Origin of the sequence: Kitasatospora sp. NPDC059722, assembly GCF_042733235.1 — a bacterium.
Lineage (GTDB): Bacteria > Actinomycetota > Actinomycetes > Streptomycetales > Streptomycetaceae > Kitasatospora.
On sequence record NZ_JBHWGD010000248.1, the window covers coordinates 1 to 2,993 of the forward strand.

The following is a 2,993-nucleotide window of genomic DNA, read 5'->3' on the forward strand; positions in this document are numbered from 1 at the left end:
GGGGGCGCCGGAGGGACACCCCGGCCCGGGGGGCCCGGGCGGGGGGGGGCGCGAGGGCGGTGGTGAGGACGCCGACGAGGGTGGTCTTGCCGGCGCCGTTGTGGCCGAGCAGGGCGAGCACGCTGCCGCGGGGGACGGCGAGGCTGACCGAGTCGAGCGCGCGGACGGTACCGAAGGTCATGCCGACGTCGACCGCCTCGATCACGAGGTCGTCGTCGGCCGTGGTGGGCGGGGAAGTCATGGCCGGTTCTCCGTTGGGCGGTGGTGGGACGGGCGGTCGGGGCTCGTCGGTCGGGGCACGTCAGTCGACGGCGTCCATCAGGCGGAAGAGCTCCTCGTCGGTGGCCGCGTCGAGGTCGGGCCCGGGACCGGGGCGGGCCGGCCCGGCGGGCGCGGCGCAGCGCCGGGCGAGGTCGCGCAGGCGGGTGGCGGTGGCCGGGTCGGGGGTGGTGCCGGCGGCGAACAGCGCGGCGAGCCGGTCGACCAGGTCGGCGGCACTGGGCTCCGGTTCGGCGCCCCGGTCGGGCCGGGCGCGGGCGGCGCGGAGGGCGCCGAGGGCACGGACGACGGCGGCCGGGGAGGGGTGGTCGAAGACGAGGGTCGCGGGGAGGGCGGTGCCGGTGGCGGCGGCGATGCGTTCGCGCAGCTCGATCGCGTTGACGGAGTTGACGCCGAGGTCGGAGAACGCGTGGGTGGCGTCGAGGTCGTCGGCGCCGCGCCCGAGCACGGCGGCGGTCTCGGCGAGGACGAGCTTGAGGAGGAGGGCGTCGCGCTCCTCGGGGCTCGCCGTCGCGAGTCGGTCGTCGGACAGCGGCGCGTCGGACAGCGGTGCGTCGGACAGCGGTGCGTCGGACAGCGGTGCGTCGGCAAGGGCCACCGCACGGGACACCGGAGCGGCGGCCGCGAGCCAGTACGTCTGCCGCTGGAACGGGTACGTCGGCAGCGGCACCGGCCGGGCGCCGGGCAGGACGGCGTCCCAGTCCACCGGCACGCCGTGCAGGTGGAGGCGGCCGGCGGCGGCGAGCAGGGCGCGCGTCTCGTCCCCCTGGTCGGCCGAGCCGGTGGCGATGACGGCGGCCGACGCTCCGGCGTCCGCGGCGGCCAGGCACTCGCCGAGCATGGGGGCGAGTGCGGCGGCGGGCCCGAGTTCGAGGTAGGCGTCGACGCGCTCCGCGCCCAGCCGGGCGACGGCGTCCCGGAAGCGGACCGGCTCCCTGGCCTGCCGCACCCAGTGGCCGGGGTCGCGGGCCTCGTCGGCGGTCAGCGGGCGGCCGGTCACGCCGGAGACGAGCGGCACGGCGGGTGCGGCGAAGGACAACCCCTCCAGCACACCGCGGAATTCGGCCAGCATCGGCTCCAGCAGCGGGGAGTGGAAGGCGTGCGAGACGCGCAGGCGCGTCGTCCGCCGGTCGGCGAAGTGCGCCTCGATCGCCGCGACCGCGTCCTCGGTGCCCGAGACGACGACGGACGACGGCCCGTTGACGGCCGCGAGCGACACGAACTCGCCCAGCAGCGGCAGGACTTCGTCCTCCGCCGCCCGGACGGCGAGCATCGTGCCACCGGCCGGGAGGGCCTGCATGAGCCGCCCCCGGGCGGCGACCAGCGTGCACGCGTCCGCCAGCGACAGCACCCCGGCGACGTGCGCGGCGGCGATCTCGCCGACCGAGTGCCCGGCCAGCAGGTCGGGCTGCACGCCCCAGGACTCCAGCAGGCGGTGGAGCGCGACCTCGTGGGCGAACAGTGCGGGCTGCGCGAACTCCGTCCGGTCGAGGAGCCCGTCGGAACGGTCCCACAGGACGGAGCGCAGCGGCCGTTCCAGCAGCGGATCCAGGACGCCGCACACCTCGTCCAGGGCGGCCGCGAACTCCGGGAAAGCGGCGGCGAGTTCGCGCCCCATCCCGGGCCGCTGGCTGCCCTGCCCGGCGAAGACGAAGGCGAGCCGCCCGCCGCCGTCGCGCCGACCGGTGGCCGGGGCGACCGGCGAGGGCTCCCCGGAGGCGAACCGCCGCAGCGCGTCGACGAGTCCGGTACGGTCGGCGGCGGCCAGCAGCGCCCGGTGACCGTGGACGGCCCGGGTGGTGGCCAGCGCGTGGGCGAGGTCCGGCAGAGCGTACGAGGGGTGGGCGGCGACGTGCTCGGCCAGCCGCCCGGCCTGGGCCCGCAGGGCGGGCTCGCTGCGGGCGGAGAGCACCAGCGGCACCGGACGGTCGCCGGCGTGCTCGGAAGCCCCGGGCAGCACGGTCCCGGCCTCGGCCCGCCCGGCGTCGGTGTGCCTCGTGGCCGCCTCCCCGTGGTCGGTGGGCCGCGCCGGCCCGGCCGCGGAGGCCGCCGCGGGCGCGTCTTGCAGCACCGTGTGCCCGGCGTCCGTGCGCCGCGCGGCCGCCTCCCCGTGGTCGGAGGACCCCGTCGGCCCGTCTCCGGAGCCCGCCGCCGGTGCCTCCTCCAGCACTACGTGCGCGTTCGTTCCGCTGATCCCGAACGACGACACCCCCGCCCGCCGCGCCCGCCCGTCCTTCCGGGGCCACGGCTGCGCCTCGGTCAGCAGCCGGACGGCGCCGGAGGACCAGTCCACGCGGGTGGTCGGCTCGGTGACGTGCAGGGTCCGCGGCAGCAGGCCGTGCCGCAGCGCCTGCACCGTCTTGATCACGCCGGCCACCCCGGCCGCCGCCTGGGCGTGCCCGATGTTCGACTTGACGGACCCGAGCCACAGCGGCCGGTCCGCCGGGCGCGTGCCCCCGTGGACGGCGAGCAGCGCCTGCGCCTCGATCGGGTCGCCGAGCGAGGTCCCGGTGCCGTGGGCCTCGACGGCGTCGACGTCGCCGGGGGTGAGCCCCGCGTCGGCGAGCGCGCGGCGGATCACGCGCTGCTGGGCGGGGCCGTTGGGCGCGGTGATGCCGTTCGAGGCGCCGTCCTGGTTGACGGCCGAGCCGCGGACGACGGCGAGCACCGGGTGCCCGTTGCGCCGCGCGTCGCTCAGTCGCTCGAGTACCAGC

2 protein-coding genes are annotated in these 2,993 nt (G+C 78.2%); both read right to left on the bottom strand.

What is annotated here, in order from left to right; all coding sequences use genetic code 11:
• On the bottom strand, positions 1-241 hold a 241-nt coding region (locus ACFV4F_RS42975), incomplete at its 3' end, for an ATP-binding cassette domain-containing protein (protein WP_380511419.1).
• A gap of 60 nt (positions 242-301) precedes the next feature.
• The coding region (locus tag ACFV4F_RS42980; protein WP_380511422.1) for a type I polyketide synthase at positions 302-2,993 on the bottom strand (2,692 nt) is incomplete at its 5' end.